The sequence below is a fragment of the Candidatus Pantoea multigeneris genome, assembly GCF_011752615.1.
GTDB lineage: Bacteria > Pseudomonadota > Gammaproteobacteria > Enterobacterales > Enterobacteriaceae > Pantoea > Pantoea multigeneris.
Genome location: NZ_VWXF01000003.1, coordinates 287566 through 302848, shown reverse-complemented (window position 1 = coordinate 302848; position 15283 = coordinate 287566). Strand labels below are relative to the sequence as shown.

At 55.8% G+C, this 15283-nt stretch carries 11 protein-coding genes; 9 read left to right on the top strand and 2 right to left on the bottom strand.

All coding sequences use genetic code 11. From position 1 onward, the window contains the following. Positions 1–105: 105 nt before the first annotated feature. Entirely contained in the window at positions 106–1302 is a 1197-nt protein-coding gene (locus tag F3J40_RS10250; RefSeq protein WP_167014270.1) for an MFS transporter, read from the top strand. A gap of 16 nt (positions 1303–1318) precedes the next feature. Here the strand turns inward: F3J40_RS10250 and F3J40_RS10245 are convergent, their stop codons facing one another. Both F3J40_RS10245 and F3J40_RS10240 read right to left on the bottom strand, forming a co-directional pair. Further along, the gene (locus F3J40_RS10245; protein WP_167014268.1) at positions 1319–2215 is read right to left on the bottom strand and encodes a LysR family transcriptional regulator; all 897 of its coding nucleotides are present in this window, start codon (positions 2213–2215) and stop codon (positions 1319–1321) included. A gap of 456 nt (positions 2216–2671) precedes the next feature. Further along, a complete protein-coding gene (locus F3J40_RS10240) occupies positions 2672–2863 on the bottom strand; it encodes a hypothetical protein (RefSeq protein ID WP_167013860.1) in 192 nt (63 codons plus the stop codon). A 170-nt stretch (positions 2864–3033) separates the two neighbouring features. Between F3J40_RS10240 and sapA the strand changes: the two genes are divergently transcribed. The 8 genes from sapA (at position 3034) to sapF (ending at position 15222) form a co-directional block, all read left to right on the top strand. Then, positions 3034–4656, top strand: a complete 1623-nt coding sequence (gene sapA / locus F3J40_RS10235; RefSeq protein WP_167014266.1) for an ABC transporter substrate-binding protein SapA — start codon at positions 3034–3036, stop codon at positions 4654–4656. Beyond that, positions 4653–5618 carry a putrescine export ABC transporter permease SapB gene (gene sapB / locus F3J40_RS10230; RefSeq protein WP_017346231.1) on the top strand — a complete coding sequence of 322 codons (966 nt, stop codon included), beginning with the start codon at positions 4653–4655 and terminating at the stop codon, positions 5616–5618. Before sapA ends, sapB begins: the two co-directional genes overlap by 4 nt. Positions 5619–5909: 291 nt before the next feature. Then, positions 5910–7694, top strand: coding sequence for a malto-oligosyltrehalose trehalohydrolase (gene treZ, locus F3J40_RS10225; RefSeq protein WP_167014264.1), 1785 nt, complete (start codon positions 5910–5912; stop codon positions 7692–7694). Beyond that, positions 7691–10177: a malto-oligosyltrehalose synthase gene (gene treY / locus F3J40_RS10220; protein WP_167014262.1), complete on the top strand. Its 2487-nt coding sequence runs from the start codon at positions 7691–7693 to the stop codon at positions 10175–10177. The genes treZ and treY overlap by 4 nt, the downstream gene beginning before the upstream one ends. A gap of 38 nt (positions 10178–10215) precedes the next feature. Beyond that, entirely contained in the window at positions 10216–12291 is a 2076-nt protein-coding gene (glgX, locus tag F3J40_RS10215) for a glycogen debranching protein GlgX (protein WP_167014260.1), read from the top strand. A 239-nt stretch (positions 12292–12530) separates the two neighbouring features. After that, positions 12531–13421, top strand: coding sequence for a putrescine export ABC transporter permease SapC (gene sapC, locus F3J40_RS10210; protein WP_167014258.1), 891 nt, complete (start codon positions 12531–12533; stop codon positions 13419–13421). Then, on the top strand, positions 13421–14416 hold the full coding sequence (gene sapD / locus F3J40_RS10205; RefSeq protein WP_017346236.1) for a putrescine export ABC transporter ATP-binding protein SapD: 996 nt from the start codon (positions 13421–13423) through the stop codon (positions 14414–14416). Before sapC ends, sapD begins: the two co-directional genes overlap by 1 nt. 2 nt (positions 14417–14418) lie before the next feature. Then, positions 14419–15222, top strand: coding sequence for a putrescine export ABC transporter ATP-binding protein SapF (sapF, locus tag F3J40_RS10200; protein ID WP_167014256.1), 804 nt, complete (start codon positions 14419–14421; stop codon positions 15220–15222). Positions 15223–15283: the final 61 nt, after the last annotated feature.

Here is a 15283-nt window from a genome sequence, read left to right as displayed (position 1 = left end):
CACGGCGGGTCAGTTGCATATGTCTGATCCGCCATAACCCTTTTTTATCTGATCGCAGGTTGTAAGCCTGTGGTTACTGTTCACCATCATCCTCAGAAAACACTCATGAATAAAACTCAGAATGCGGGCGGCTTCGGCGCGCCTGAAATAACATCCGCCTGGAGCGCGGTCATCAGCATGGCACTGTTGTGCTTCGTCCTGGTTTCGTCTGAATTTATGCCAGTCAGCCTGCTTACACCGATTGCAAAGGACTTGTCTGTCACCGAAGGCCAGGCCGGTCAGGCCATTGCCTTTTCCGGCCTGTTTGCAGTAATTACGAGCCTTTTTGGCAATACCTTGCTTGCCCGGTTTGACCGGCGTACCGCAGTTATTTTCTACACACTGGTGATGGTGTTGTCTGGACTAATCGTCACGTCCGCTCACGGTTACGGCATGTTTATGTTCGGCCGGGCGCTGATCGGCATTTCAATCGGCGGTTTCTGGTCTTTATCGACGGCTATTTTGGTGAGGATCGTTCGTCCTGCCAGCGTTCCAAAAGCAATTGCTATTCTACAGGGAGGCACGGCACTCGCGTTTGTGGTGGCCCCCCCGCTGGGAAGCTTTCTGGGCAGTCTGATCGGCTGGCGGGGCGCATTTTTTACAGTAGTGCCTGCGGGCGTTATATGCCTCATATGGCAGATGGTAGTTATTCCAAAACTGCCGCCCCAGCGTGATACCGGCATCGGGCAGATAACTTCGCTGCTGCGCAGCCGGACATTTGCGCTGGGCATGATTGCCGTGACGCTTGCCTTTATGGGGCAGTTTTCACTGTCCACTTATCTGCGGCCATTCCTTGAGAGCGTGACCGGACTGGATATAAACATGATTTCCCTTTTCCTTCTGGGCGTAGGCGTAGCAGGGCTAACGGGCACGCTTATTTCAGGATTTTTCATCAGAGATAATCTACTGCCTGCACTTACTGGCTTGCCGGCAGGGCTGGCAATTATCGCTGGCCTGCTTACAGCGCTGGGTCATATTCCCGCTGCCACAGGGGCACTGTTGCTGGTCTGGGGTATTCTCGTCACCCCGATCCCTGTGGTCTGGAATACCTGGATGACGCGGATAATCCCTGACGAACTCGAAGCCGGCGGGGCATTAATGGTCGCACTCATTCAGTTTGCGATAACGATGGGGGCGTTTACGGGCGGTGAACTATTCGATCATCAAGGCTGGGTCAGCACCTTTATGCTAGCCACTGCACTACTGGTGGCTTCTGCGATTATCGCCGTATTGCCGGGACGGCGTTCACTCTCTGAAAAATGAAGGTGGTTTTCACAGACTACTCAACAGAACGGTAACGTAAGGCATCAATAATCACCTTTAATGCCGGTGACATCTGCCGCCGGCTGGGATAATAAAGGTGATAGCCCCTAAAAACAGGGCTCCACTCTTTCAGTATTCTTACCCAACGTCCCTGCTTTACTCCTGATTCGGCCAGATCATCCGGAACGTATGCCAGACCATACCCGGCTTCAACTGAAGCAAGCATGGGGTAAACGCTATTGTAAATAAGCTGGCCGTGCACTTTCAGGTTGAGTTTTTCTTCCCCTTTTTCAAACTCCCATGCATATAATTGCCCGGCCTTTGAGTGTCTGATATTGATACAGTTGTGATGTACAAGTTCAGATGGATGAGAAGGCGTACCCGCTTTCTCCAGATAGTCTGCGGAGCCAATTATGGCAGGCTGCCAGTCTGCTCCGATCCTGACCGCAATCATATCTTTAACCACGTCATCACCTAAGCGTACGCCAGCGTCAAAGCGGCCTTCAACAATGTCAATGAAGCCGTTTTCCTGAGACAACTCGACCTGTATGTCTGGATAATTTTTAAGTGTTGGGGCCAGAGATGGCCAGACACACTCATGAAGAATATGATCTGAAACAGTCAACCTCACAGTGCCAGCAGGGGTATCACGAAATCGAAGCAGGGTCGATATGTCTGTTTCTATAGCGTCAAGACGCGGCTCAAGCGCGGCCATAAGCTTTTCACCAATCTCCGTTGGTGCCACCTTCCGGGTGGTGCGCATCAGCAGCCGCATTCCTAGCCTTTCCTCAAGCCTTCTTATGATATGAGACAGGGTTGACTGAGAAATACTCAGCCTGGCAGCCGCCCTGGTAAAACTCCGCTCCTGCGCGACTGCCAGGAACGCGAGGTAATCATTGAAATCTTCGCGCATGAATGTTCCATGAAACGTAAAAAAAACCTTATTCTAGCCGCTGGAAGGCTCCTGACGAAGAATGTATTAACCGGTCAAATGGGATGAATTTTTTGTGAGTGAAAGCCTGCAGAGACATTCAATGTCTGCTCTTCGCTCATAGCGGATGTTCAGCCTAGTCAGCCCATCCACCTTGAGCCAGGAACGGACCTCGCTGACATCTAAATGTATCAGTCTGCTGGCAACCACCAATAGTGAGTAGCCAACGTAAACCAACAGGCAGCACATTAGTACGCGATCTTTTAATTCGGCATGATGAGAATCGTTAGCCTGGATCAGTTCACCAAGACAGTCTCGTTAATAGCATGGCTAATAAACCCGCGACTGACGTTGAGGAACAGTCAAAGTCAGATACGTTGAGGGCATCAGCAAAAGCTCGGGGCTGTTACTCAGTCGCCTTACCTACCTGAGGGCCACTTAAGCCCAAACCATCACGCTTATCGAGGATAACTCCACTAATCGCCAGGTTGATACCCCTCGGACCAGCAGCCCCACTAACAAACAAAAAAAAGCCCGCGCAAGGCGGGCAACAATACTGGAAGCAATGTGAGCAATGTCGTGCTCTTCTTCGGTAGAGCCACCGTCGAAGCGCAGATGAATAATAATCATTCCTATTATCATCTGTAAAGCCCTAATTGAGAATTTTTCTCATCTCCACACAGAGACTGTGCTTAATCCCTGTACGCATTGTGCAAAAATCCCCCTACTACATCAGGATTTTTGGGCGTCTTGTCAGTTTGCGGTACACTCAAGCTATTGCCGGATTAACGTAACGTTCTATGTCTAAACTCATTCTCTCACTGCTGCTTGGCTTAAGTGTTTTCAGTGGTTGCGCCTGGTCTGCACCCACCGGCGATATTCGCCAAAGTGGCTTTGTCTACTGTGTTAATGGCACGCTCAACACCTTTAACCCGCAGTTAGCCACTAGCGGGCTGGTGGTGGATACCCTTGCGGCCCAATTGTATGACCGCTTGCTGGATGTTGATCCCTACACCTATCGCCTGATGCCGGACCTGGCACAAAGCTGGGAAGTGTTAGACGGCGGCGCGACGTATCGTTTCCATCTGCGCAACGACGTGCAGTTTCAACACACCGCCTGGTTTACCCCAGGTCGCAATATGAATGCCGACGATGTGGTCTTCAGCTTCTCGCGCATGTTTGATCGTCACAACCCCTGGCATGACGTCAACGGCGGCAACTATCCCTACTTCGATAGCCTGCAATTTTCCGATTCAGTGCAGAGCATTCGCAAACTGGATAGCCACACCGTCGAATTTCGCCTGAACAGTCCGGATGCCTCCTTCCTGTGGCACCTTGCCACCCATTATGCGCCGGTTCTCTCCGCCGAATATGCCAGTCAGCTGAGCGCCATCGGGAAACAAGAGCAGCTGGATCGCATGCCCGTGGGCACCGGGCCATTCCAGCTGAGTGAATACCGCACCGGGCAATACATTCGCCTGGCGCGCAATCCGTCTTACTGGCGCGGTGTGCCACGTCTGCAACAGGCGGTGATTGATTTGGGGGTTGGCGGCACAGGCAGGCTGTCGAAACTCCTGACCGGCGAGTGCGATGTCCTGGCCTACCCCGCAGCCAGCCAGCTCCCGATCCTGCGTGATGACTCGCGGCTGCGCATGACGCTGCGTCCCGGTATGAACATCGCTTACCTGGCATTTAACACACGCAAAGCGCCGCTGGATCGTCCAGAGGTGCGCCATGCGCTGGCGCTGGCCATTAACAACGAACGCCTGATGGAGTCCATTTACTACGGCACGGCGGAAACCGCAGCCTCGGTGATCCCACGCGCCTCCTGGGCGTATGATAACGAAGCGAAAATTACCCCCTGGGACCCACCTCGCTCACGCGCTGAACTCGCTGCCTTAGGGATTAAAAATCTGCATCTGCGCCTGGCGGTGCCCGTGACTTCACAGGCATGGAATCCCAGCCCGCTGAAAATGGCGGAACTGCTGCAAGCCGATCTCGCCCAGGTAGGCGTTACCGTCAGTATTGTTCCCGTTGAGGGGCGTTTTCAGGAAGCCCGCTTGATGGCGATGAACCATGACCTGACCCTGACGGGCTGGTCCACGGACAGCAACGACCCGGACAGTTTCTTCCGTCCGCTGCTTAGCTGTGCCGCAATTGCTTCGCAAACCAATTACGCCCACTGGTGTAACGCGGATTTCGATGCACTACTGCAACAGGCGCTGTTGTCTCAGCAGCTTTCATCCCGCATTGATGATTACGATCGCGCACAACAGATGCTGGCACAGGAGCTGCCGATACTCCCACTGGCCTCCTCTTTACGCCTACAGGCCTATCGCCACGACATTCACGGCCTGGTACTCAGCCCGTTTGGTAACAGCTCCTTTGCCGGGGTTTATCGCGATGCGCGGGAGGAACCATGATTATCTATATTTTGCGTCGCTTTGTACTGCTGACAATTACCCTGTTCTTGCTGTCTCTGGTGAGCTTCAGCCTTAGCTACTTTACGCCGGATGCGCCATTACAGGGCGCTTCGCTGTTTGATGCCTGGTGGTTCTGGTTTAAAGGCCTGTTACAACTCGATTTCGGAGTCTCCAGCACCAACGGTCAGCCCATCACCGACCAGCTGCTGGAAGTGTTCCCGGCTACGCTGGAGCTGTGTATCCTGGCTTTTGCGTTAGCGCTGTTAGCGGGTATTCCGTTGGGGATCTGTGCGGGTGTGATGCGCAAAAAGTGGCAGGATAAAACCATCAGCGCCCTGGCGTTAATCGGCTTCTCCATGCCGGTATTCTGGCTGGCGCTGTTGTTTACCCTGCTGTTCTCCCTCGACCTGGGCTGGCTACCGGTGTCTGGGCGCTTTGATCTGCTCTACCCGGTACAGCATGTCACCGGGTTTGCCCTCATTGACGCGTGGCTGAGCCACTCACCGTGGCGTCATCAGATGATCGTCAGCGTGCTGACTCACATGGTACTGCCGGTCACCGTGCTGGCCGTTGCGCCGACCACAGAAGTGATCCGCCTGCTGCGCGGCAGCACCAGTGAAGTGATGGAGAAAAGCTACGTCAAAGCCGCCGCCACGCGCGGCCTGTCGCGCTTTACGGTGATCCGCCGCCATGTGCTGCACAATGCCTTACCCCCGGTGATTCCGCGCCTGGGGCTGCAATTCTCCACCATGCTGACGCTCGCGATGATCACCGAGGTCGTGTTTAACTGGCCGGGTGTCGGTCGTTGGTTAATTAATGCCATTCGCCAGCAGGATTATGCCGCCATTTCGGCGGGCGTGATGCTGATCGGCACCCTTGTGATTGTGGTCAACGTGCTAACCGATATTCTCGGCGCAGCCCTTAACCCGCTAAAACACAAAGAGTGGTACGCGCTGCGCTAAGCGCTCGGGCGCACCGATATCGCTTGTCGGTGTGCCCCTCTTTCCCCCGCCAAAATCTCCTCACGCCCACCAGAAGCGTAAATCCAGGCTATTCTTCGTCAAGAGTCACGCACATTTACGGCCATTTTCTTTTGCCTCAGCACCCTGAACTGCCTTTGATCACACTGAATAAATCATTGCACTTAACTTCAGCCCAAGGCTGTTTGCCTGGCTGCAAAACAGAACAGGGATAAGCACAACGCGCATGACGCAATCCCTGCGTATCCACTTTGCATTGAAAGAGGTTATCGGATGGGGATGAGATCGCAGCCCGGTTGGGGCGCTGAATATCAGCCTGATGGCGCTGTGCGTTTTCGCCTGTGGGCACCGGGACAGCAGCACATCGCCTTACGCATTCAGGGTGAGGATCGGGCGATGAACGCCGAGCCAGAGGGCTGGTTTTCCCTTCAGCTACAGGGAATAGCCCACGGCGCTGAATACCAGTACGTGTTAGATGACGGCACCGCGATAGCAGACCCCGCTTCACGAGCGCAGCGGGATGATGTGGAAGGTCCGTCACTGGTTATCGATCACCGTAACTGGCAGTGGCAGGATCAGCAGTGGCAAGGCCGCCCCTGGGAAGAGACCGTGACCTACGAACTGCATGTCGGGACCTTTACCCCGGCAGGCACCTTTGCCGCCGCCAGCGAAAAACTGCCTGAACTGGCCGCGCTGGGCATTACCGTGATCGAACTTCTGCCGCTGTCACACTTCGGTGGATCGCGCGGTTGGGGCTATGACGGCGTGCTGCTGTATGCGCCCCACGCCGCCTATGGCAGCGTCGAGGAGGTAAAAGCGTTTGTGGATGCCGCGCATCAGCTTGGGCTGAGCGTGGTACTGGATATCGTCCTTAACCACTTTGGCCCGCAGGGTAATTATTTGCCGCTGCTGGCACCCGACTTTTTCCATGTCGATCGTATTACCCCCTGGGGCGCAGGCATTGCCTATGAGCATGCGCCCGTGCGCGACTATATGCTCCATGCCCCCCTCTACTGGTTGCAGGAGTATCACTTTGATGGACTGCGGTTTGATGCCATCGACCAGATCAAAGATGCCTCATCGAAACATATTTTGGTCGAAATCGCCGAACGCATTCGTGCCGCGATCCCGCAACGCGCCCTCCATTTGACCACGGAAGATAATCGCAATGTTATCTTCCTGCACCCACGCGCGGCCGATGGCAGCTTCCCGCTGTTTAACGGCGAATGGAACGATGATTTCCACAATGCCGCCCACGTGCTTGCCACCGGAGAAACGCACGGCTACTACCAGGATTTTGCCGAGCAGCCGGAAAAACTGCTGGCGCGCACGCTGGCAGAGGGCTTTGCCTGGCAAGGGGAGTTTTCCCCCCACAGCGGCGAACCACGCGGGGTGAAGAGCAGCGGCCAGCCGCCCACCACCTTTGTTAATTTCATCCAGAATCACGATCAGACCGGTAACCGCGCACACGGTGAAAGGCTCCTGAGCCTCGCAGGCGTGGAGCGCACTCAGGCACTGCTGGCAACCCTGCTGCTCTCGCCGCATATTCCGTTGCTGTTTATGGGTGAAGAGTACGGAGAAACCCGACCGTTTCTGTTCTTTACCGACTTTACCGGCGAATTAGCTCAGGCGGTGCGGGAAGGACGGGCACGCGAGTTTGCCGGGCACAGCGGGCATGAAGGTGAAGATGTTCCCGATCCTAATGCTGTCTCCACCTTTACCGATTCCAGACTGGACTGGCAGCGACGTGCCAGCGCGGAAGGCACGGCCTGGCTGGCATTCACTCAACAGTTGCTGGCACTGCGGCGACAACACATTATTCCGCATTTGGCAGGCGTGCGCGGCAACAGCGGCACTATCCTCGCGGCAGAGGATGGATTTCTGGCGGTCAGCTGGCAGTTTGCCAAAGGCCAACTTAGCCTGGCGTTGAATCTTGGCCCTCACTCACAGCCCATCGGCGAAATGCGGGGTGACACCCTGTTTGCCTTACCTGCGGTGACGGATACGCTTGCCCCCAATGGCGTGATCGTGCGCTTTGCCCCTCGGGAGGTTGCATGACGATCCCTTGTTCGACTTACCGTTTGCAGTTACGTAACGGCATGACTTTTGACCGGGCAACCGCGCTGATCCCCTACTGGCAGTCTCTGGGGATCAGTCACCTTTACCTTTCCCCTGTGTTCACTGCACCCGAGGGTTCCACACACGGCTATGACGTCAGTGATGCCAATGAAATCGATCCCAGTATAGGTGGCCGCGCAGGCTTTGACCGGCTGGTGGCCGCATTACACCAGGCTGGACTGGCGCTGATTCTGGATATCGTGCCCAACCATATGGCCGCCTCACTCGAAAACCCCTGGTGGCGGGATGTGATCGAGTACGGGGAGCAGAGCCGCTATGCACATTACTTCGATATTGACTGGTCGCGCCGCCTGACGTTGCCGTTTCTCGGCGACAGCTTCGAAGCTGTGCTGGCCGCGGGTGAGATCCGCATTCTGCCCGATCCAAACACGGGTAAGCCCGTGATGGCCTATTTTGATAACTACTACCCGCTAACCCCAGGCAGTTGGCAAGGTCGTGAGCAGGAAGTGTTAGCCCTGACCGATATCCCGGCGCTGGCGGCTCTCCATGCGCAGCAACCCTGGCAGTTGATGAGCTGGCGTGACGCGCGGCGCGAGCTCTCCTATCGACGTTTCTTTGAAATCACCGGATTGGTTGGGGTTCGGGTTGAAGACGACAAGGTGTTTGACGCGACGCATCAGTTAATTCTTGAACTGGTACACAGCGGCGCAGTGGCCGGACTGCGGATCGATCACATTGACGGATTGGCCGATCCACAAGGCTATGTTACCCGCTTGCGTCAGGCGTGTGGTGCTGATTGCTACATCACCGTAGAGAAAATTACCGCTGAAGGCGAACAGTTACCGGAGGACTGGCCCGTTGCCGGGACTACCGGCTATGAATTTATCGCCACGCTGGCGCAGGCACTGGTGGATAACAGCCAGGTTGCCAAACTGCAGGCCAGTTGGCAGCAGATTTCACAGCGAAAAACTTCGCTGGCTGAGGATCTGCGGGCCGCGAAACAGCTGATGGTCACGCGTAATTTTGAGGGGGAATTCACCACGCTGGTGGCGATGGTGCTGGGATTGGCTCACCATGAGCACGCCCGCGTGAGTGAGGGTGCGCTGCGTGATGCACTGCGTGAATTGTTGATTGCCTTTCCGGTCTATCGCACCTACGGTACCGCGCAAGGCTTACCGTCTGCCAGCGCCCGACTGCTGAGTCAGGTGGTTGCAGGTATTCAGCTCCATGACCGCGCGGCGCTGGACTTTATTGTCACCGTGCTCAGCGGCGCAGTCTCACCTTCCGCCGAGTCCATCGCCACCCAGTTTCGCCTTCGTTTCCAGCAGCTGACCGGCCCGCTAATGGCAAAATCCGTTGAAGATACGCTGTTTTTCCGCCAGTCCGCCCTGCTGGCGCTGAATGAAGTGGGAGCCGAACCTTTGCCGCAGCGCTTCTCCGTCGCTAATTTTCACCAACGCATGCAGGAACGCCTGACAGCACAGCCGCAGGGCATTTCTACCACCGCCACGCACGATACCAAGCGCGGAGAAGATGCCCGTGCGAGGTTGTATAGTCTTAGCGAGGCACCGGAACAGTGGGCAGAAAGTGTCAACCGCTGGCGGCAACAGCATCAGCTGCATGTCATCCCGCTCTCTGATGGCCCAGCCCCTGAACCCGAAGTGGAGTGGATGCTCTACCAGGCGCTGGCGGGTATCTGGCCTAATACACCGCACCCGGAGGATCCCCAGATCCTTCAGACGCTGGAAGCACGCTTCCTGCCCTTCGTTGAAAAGGCACTGCGCGAAGCGAAACTGCGTACCGACTGGAGCGAGCAAAATGCAGAGTACGAAACCGCCGTACTCAACTATGCGCGCCAGCTCCTTTCACCGCTCAATCACGCCTTTTTGCAGGACTTTCACACCACCTTACAACCCTTCATTGAAGCCGGGCGGGTTAATAGCCTGGCGCAGAGCGCCATCAAACTCACCGCCCCCGGCGTGCCGGATATTTATCAGGGGAGCGAAGTCAGCGATCTCAGTCTGGTTGATCCCGATAATCGCCGGGAACCGGATTTCCCCCTGCTGCAACACTGGCTGACGCAGCCCGATGCGCGCGTACAAGAGGGCTGGCGCAACGGCGCATTTAAACAACAGTTCACGGCACGCTTATTGCAGCTTCGTCAGAGCAAACCTGAACTCTTTCGCGACGGTGACTATCAACCGTTGGCTCTGTCCGGCCCTGCGCAACATCTGCTGGTGGCTTACGCTCGTAGTCAGGGCAACGACAGTGTGATTGTGATTGTGCCGCGTCTGCCTCTGCACGCGACTCGTTGGGAAGCCACCGCCGTCAATCTGCCTGCCGCGCTGGCATTTCATCACTACCGCGAATGGATCTCTGGCGTCAGCTATCACGCCCATGACCGATTCCCGCTCGACAGTTTTAACCCTAAAGTGCCGCTGGTGCTGGTGCGGCAGAATTAAAACAACAATTTGCACAATTGGCTGAGGGAGAAGAAGAGATGTCAGACGGTAAACGTTTCGAGATCACGGCAGGAATGAGTCATGTCCTGGGTGCCACCTATGATGGCGACGGCGTTAACTTTGCCCTGTTCTCGGCACACGCAGAACGGGTGGAGTTATGCCTGTATGACCCCAGCGGCAAGCATGAGATCGCCCGGATGGATCTGCCGGAAAATACTCATGAAGTGTGGCACGGCTACATTCCAGGGCTGGAGCCAGGCGCACTGTATGGCTATCGCGTGCATGGTCCTTTCGATCCGGAAAATGGCCATCGCTTCAATGCCAACAAGTTGCTGGTGGACCCCTATGCGCGCGAAATCGCCGGCGATATTCAGTGGAATGCCGCGCATTTTGCCTATGACCTCGACAATGACGAGAAAGACCTGAGCTTTGATACGCAAGACAGCGCGCCCTTTATGCCGAAATGCCGCGTGATCGATCCCTATGAGTTTCACTGGCACGATGAGAATCGCCCCAGCATCAACTGGTCTTCTGCCGTACTCTATGAAACGCACGTTAAAGGCTTTACCCAGTTAAATCCGGCGATCCCTGCCCCTCTGCGCGGTACCTTTGAGGGCATGGCACACAAGGCGTCAGTGGATTACATCAAAAGCTTAGGCATTACTTCCGTTGAGCTGATGCCGGTACATTGGTTCCCGGACGATCAGCACCTGCTGGATAAGGGATTAAGAAACTACTGGGGCTACAACTCGCTCGCGTTTTTCGCGCCAGCACACCGCTATTTCGGGCCGCGTGGTATTCAGGGCTTCCGCGATATGGTGCGCGCCTTCCACGATGCCGGTATCGAAGTGATTCTTGACGTGGTCTATAACCACACGGCGGAAGGGAATGAACTCGGCCCGACGCTCTCCTTTAAGGGCATCGACAACTTCTCCTATTACCGTACGTTGTCCGATAACCACCGCTATTACATTAATGACACCGGCACCGGTAATACCGTTAACACCTCCCATCCCCGCGTACTGCAACTGATCATGGACTCACTGCGCTACTGGGTGGAGTTTATGCATGTCGACGGCTTCCGCTTCGACCTCGGCACGATTCTGGGCCGGGAACCTGAGGGCTTTGACCAGCGCGGCGGCTTTTTCGATGCCATCAGTCAGGACCCGCTGTTGTCCCGCGTGAAGCTGATCGGCGAACCCTGGGACATTGGGCCTGGCGGCTATCAGGTTGGCGGTTTTCCACCAGGCTGGGCCGAATGGAACGATCAGTACCGCGACACCGTGCGTGAATACTGGAAAGGCGACCATGTTTCGACGGATTTTGCCGCACGTCTACTCGGTTCAGGCGATCTCTACGATCAACGCCGCAGAAGACCCTGGGCCGGCGTCAACTTCATTACCGCCCACGACGGCTTTACCCTGAATGACCTGGTGTCCTATAACCACAAACACAACAATGCCAACGGCGAGAAGAATCGTGACGGACATAACCATAACCGCTCCTACAATTATGGTGTGGAAGGCCCCACCGAGCGGCCAGAGATCATTAGCGTACGCGAACGGCAAAAACGTAATTTTCTGGCGACGCTGCTGTTCTCCCACGGTACGCCAATGCTGTTAGCCGGGGATGAATTTGGTCGCAGCCAGGGCGGGAACAATAACGGCTACTGCCAGGACAGTGATATTTCATGGTTCCACTGGGAAAACCTGCCTGAGTCCGCCGAGGCGTTGCGTCAGTTCACGCGCCAGGTGATTGCCCTGCGCGCGCAGCAACCTCTGCTGCGCCGTGAAAGCTGGCGTGATGGCCTGATCGTTAAGTGGTACAACCCCGGCGGCGGCTATCAGTTACCCGAACAGTGGCATCAAGGCACCACGCTGGGCTTATACCTCAGCCAGCCGGCGCTGCCCGAGGAACCGGGGCTGTGGCAGGATGTCCTGATCTTGTTCAACCCCTATAAAGGTGCCGTTCCCTTTGTTATCCCCACTACCGAACGCGGTGGCTGGATACTGGAACTCTCCACCTCCGACAACGTAACCCCCGGTAAGATCTTCGATCAGGAAACCGAATTTCCCCTGGAAGGCCGCAGTCTGGCGCTGTTCCGCCGCCCTTGATGCCAGAGGCAGGCTGATTGTTGCAGCCTGCCTCTGCCGGGTAAAATTTGCCCGCACCGCACCTTGCCTGACAACGGGTTATGGAACGATAATTATGCAGATGGCACCCTGAGCGGGCAGTTGCCGCTATACAACGTCACCCGCAATCCCCTACACTAAAGCAAATACATGCGCCAAAATGTTGATATGAGTAGTAAAAACCGACCCGTCCTGACTAACACCAACAAAGTTAACGCTTAATGCCGACAGATAAAATTTATGCTGAGAAGCAGTTGCCCAGCGCCCTGCGCAACACCTGGCGGTTGTTCTACCGTAATACCAGCGCCATGGTCGGATTATACGGCTTTGCTGCGCTGCTGTTGCTGTGCGTGTTTGGCGGTGTGCTGGCCCCTTACGGCATCGATCAGCAGTTTCTTGGCTATCAGCTGCTGCCGCCTTCATGGTCACACTATGGCGATGTCTCCTTTTTCCTTGGCACCGACGATCTGGGCCGCGATCTGCTCAGCCGCCTGCTGAGCGGTGCCGCGCCTACGGTAGGCTCGGCGATTCTGGTCACACTGTGGGCCACGCTATTTGCCCTGCTGTTGGGCGTGCTCGCCGGGATCACCCGTGGATTACGTTCGGCCATCCTTAACCATATTCTCGATACCCTGCTGTCGATCCCTTCACTGCTGTTGGCGATTATTGTGGTGGCCTTTCTCGGTCCCCGGCTGGAACACGCGATGCTCGCGGTGTGGCTGGCGCTGTTGCCGCGTATGGTGCGTGAAATCTATTTCGCGGTGCATGATGAGCTGGAAAAAGAGTATGTGGTTGCTGCCCGTCTGGACGGAGCCAGCAATCTCGATCTGCTGTGGCACGCCATTCTGCCCAACGTCTTGCCGCTGCTGATCACCGAAGTGACCCGCTCCTTGTCGCTGGCTATCCTTGATATTGCAGCACTCGGTTTTCTCGACCTTGGGGCACAGTTGCCCTCACCAGAATGGGGCGCGATGCTGGGTGACTCGCTGGAGTTGATTTATGTCGCACCCTGGACCGTTATGTTGCCCGGTGCTGCGCTGATGTTCAGTGTTTTAATGATTAACTTACTGGGCGAAGGATTACGCCGCGCGGTTGAAGCGGGGGTGGAGTAATGCCGTTACTGGACATTCGTAATCTGACCATTGAGTTTATGACCGCCGATGGCCCGGTGAAAGCGGTTGATCGCATCAACCTGACCCTGAATGAAGGGGAAATTCGCGGGCTGCTTGGGGAATCTGGCTCGGGGAAAAGCCTCGTGGCGAAGGCTATCTGTGGCGTCACCAAAGATAACTGGCGCGTCAGCGCGGACCGCATGCGCTTTGACGATATTGACCTGCTGCGTTTAACCCCGCGGGAACGGCGTAAAATCATTGGCCATAACGTCTCGATGATTTTCCAGGAACCGCAGTCCTGTCTGGACCCTTCAGAGCGCATTGGCCGTCAGTTGATGCAGGCGATTCCGGCCTGGACCTTCAAGGGCAACTGGTATCAGCGCCTGTGGTTCTGGCGTAAACAGCGTGCTATTGAGTTACTGCACCGTGTGGGCATTAAAGATCATAAAGATATCATGCGCAGTTTTCCGTATGAGCTCACCGAAGGCGAATGCCAAAAAGTGATGATCGCCATTGCACTGGCAAACCAGCCGCGTCTGTTGATTGCCGATGAACCGACCAATGCCATGGAACCCACCACGCAGGCACAGATTTTCCGCCTGCTAAGCCGTTTGAATCAGAACAACAACACCACCATTTTGTTGATCAGCCATGACCTGCGTACCATGAGCTACTGGGCTGACCGGATCAACGTGATGTATTGCGGCCAGACGGTGGAGACGGCACAAAGTGAAGAGTTAATGACGTCGCCCCATCATCCTTATACACAGGCGCTGATCCGCGCTATGCCAGACTTCGGGCGCGCACTGCCGCCGAAAAGTCGGCTGAACACCTTACAAGGGGCCATACCTTCACTGGAAAGCCTGCCGATTGGCTGCCGTCTCGGCCCGCGCTGCCCTTACGCTCAGCGTCAGTGCATTGAGGCACCGCGTCTGAGCGGCAATAAAAGCCACCTTTTTGCCTGCCATTTCCCGCTTAACATGGAGCGCCCCTAAACATGGAAACGCTGCTGGAAGTGCGCAACCTGAGTAAAACCTACCGTTACCGCACGGGCCTGTTTCGCCGTCAACACGTCGAGGCGGTCAGGAACGTCAGTTTTACCCTGCGGGAAAAGCAGACGCTGGCGATCATCGGCGAAAACGGTTCTGGCAAGTCGACGCTCGCCAAAATGCTGAGTGGCGTGGTTGACCCGACCGAAGGCGAAATTTTGATTGGCAATCATCCGTTGGAATTTGGCGATTACGGCTACCGTAGCCAGGTCATCCGCATGATCTTCCAGGACCCGTCAACCTCCATGAATCCCCGCCAGCGCGTCAGTCAGATGCTCGATCTACCGCTGCGGTTGAACACGGATCTGGACGATGAAGCGCGCGAGAAACGCATTATTGCAACATTACGTCAGGTAGGATTACTCCGCGACCATGCGGGCTATTATCCGCATATGCTGGCGCCAGGCCAAAAACAGCGTCTGGCGCTGGCACGCGCACTGATTTTGCAACCTAAGGTGATCATCGCTGATGAAGCGCTGGCATCACTGGATATGACCATGCGCTCACAGCAGGTCAACCTGATGCTGGAACTGCAAGAAAAGCATGGTCTGACTTATATTTACGTGACACAGCACCTGGGAATGATGAAACATATCAGTGACCAGGTGCTGGTAATGCATCAGGGAGAAGTGGTCGAGCGCGGCGGCACTGCCGACGTGCTGGCTGCTCCTCTGCACGATCTGACGAAACGTCTGATCTCCAGCCACTTTGGCGATGCTTTAACCGCCGAAGCCTGGCGGCGCGATGTCTGACAGAGTGCGGGCTGTGGGAAATCGCGCCCTGATTTACCTGATTTGGGAGAGACGTGCTAGA

Excerpts from the sequence above, each read along its gene's own strand:
- sapC (WP_167014258.1), top strand. The coding sequence starts at position 12,531 with ATGCCGACAGATAAAATTTATGCTGAGAAGCAGTTGCCCAGCGCCCTG.
- sapD (WP_017346236.1), top strand. The coding sequence starts at position 13,421 with ATGCCGTTACTGGACATTCGTAATCTGACCATTGAGTTTATGACCGCC.
- F3J40_RS10240 (WP_167013860.1), bottom strand. The coding sequence starts at position 2,863 with ATGATTATTATTCATCTGCGCTTCGACGGTGGCTCTACCGAAGAAGAG.
- sapA (WP_167014266.1), top strand. The coding sequence starts at position 3,034 with ATGTCTAAACTCATTCTCTCACTGCTGCTTGGCTTAAGTGTTTTCAGT.
- sapB (WP_017346231.1), top strand. The coding sequence starts at position 4,653 with ATGATTATCTATATTTTGCGTCGCTTTGTACTGCTGACAATTACCCTG.
- F3J40_RS10245 (WP_167014268.1), bottom strand. The coding sequence starts at position 2,215 with ATGCGCGAAGATTTCAATGATTACCTCGCGTTCCTGGCAGTCGCGCAG.
- glgX (WP_167014260.1), top strand. The coding sequence starts at position 10,216 with ATGTCAGACGGTAAACGTTTCGAGATCACGGCAGGAATGAGTCATGTC.
- F3J40_RS10250 (WP_167014270.1), top strand. The coding sequence starts at position 106 with ATGAATAAAACTCAGAATGCGGGCGGCTTCGGCGCGCCTGAAATAACA.
- treZ (WP_167014264.1), top strand. The coding sequence starts at position 5,910 with ATGGGGATGAGATCGCAGCCCGGTTGGGGCGCTGAATATCAGCCTGAT.
- sapF (WP_167014256.1), top strand. The coding sequence starts at position 14,419 with ATGGAAACGCTGCTGGAAGTGCGCAACCTGAGTAAAACCTACCGTTAC.
- treY (WP_167014262.1), top strand. The coding sequence starts at position 7,691 with ATGACGATCCCTTGTTCGACTTACCGTTTGCAGTTACGTAACGGCATG.